The organism is Vibrio sp. 10N.222.49.C9 (assembly GCF_041474985.1).
GTDB classification, from domain to species: domain Bacteria; phylum Pseudomonadota; class Gammaproteobacteria; order Enterobacterales; family Vibrionaceae; genus Vibrio; species Vibrio crassostreae_C.
In genome coordinates this window covers 1-512 of sequence record NZ_JBFRVD010000269.1, presented here as the reverse complement: position 1 = coordinate 512, position 512 = coordinate 1, and the positions used below count along the sequence as shown (strand labels likewise).

Annotated in this window: 1 protein-coding gene; it reads right to left on the bottom strand. The window is 46.5% G+C overall.

Annotated features, from left to right (window positions below; genetic code table 11):
• The coding region (locus AB4585_RS23090) for a solute carrier family 23 protein (protein ID WP_372171130.1) at nt 1-457 on the bottom strand (457 nt) is incomplete at its 3' end.
• Between the last annotated feature and the right edge of the window lie 55 nt (nt 458-512).

Here is a 512-nt window from a genome sequence, read left to right as displayed (position 1 = left end):
GAGAAATCCACAAAGCGATCTGCCCATCGACTAATTGAATTGCACCATCTCCAGTTTTACCCAGCGCCATATTTACCGCAACAGGGGCAAGACCGAGACCTATTACCATGATCACAGGACCCACTACCACGGGTGGCAAAAGTCTATGGATGATGGCAACACCACGAACACGAATCAAGCCGCCTAATGCTATATACACAACACCTGCAGCCATGAGTCCACCCATGGTGGCAGGAATGCCCCACGTTAGAACGCCATAGAGAATCGGTGCAATAAAGGCAAAAGAGGACGCTAAAAAGATTGGCACCGAGCGTTTAGTGATTAATTGGAACAGAAGGGTACCGACACCAGCACCAAACAGTGCCACGTTCGGGTCTAGTCCCGTTAATAAAGGAACAAGAACAAGAGCACCAAACGCAACGAATAGCATCTGCATACCCTGTAAAATAGAAGTCATGATTTTCTTTCTCCATTTTTTGGAAAATCGACAAATACTAGCATCTACCTATTGG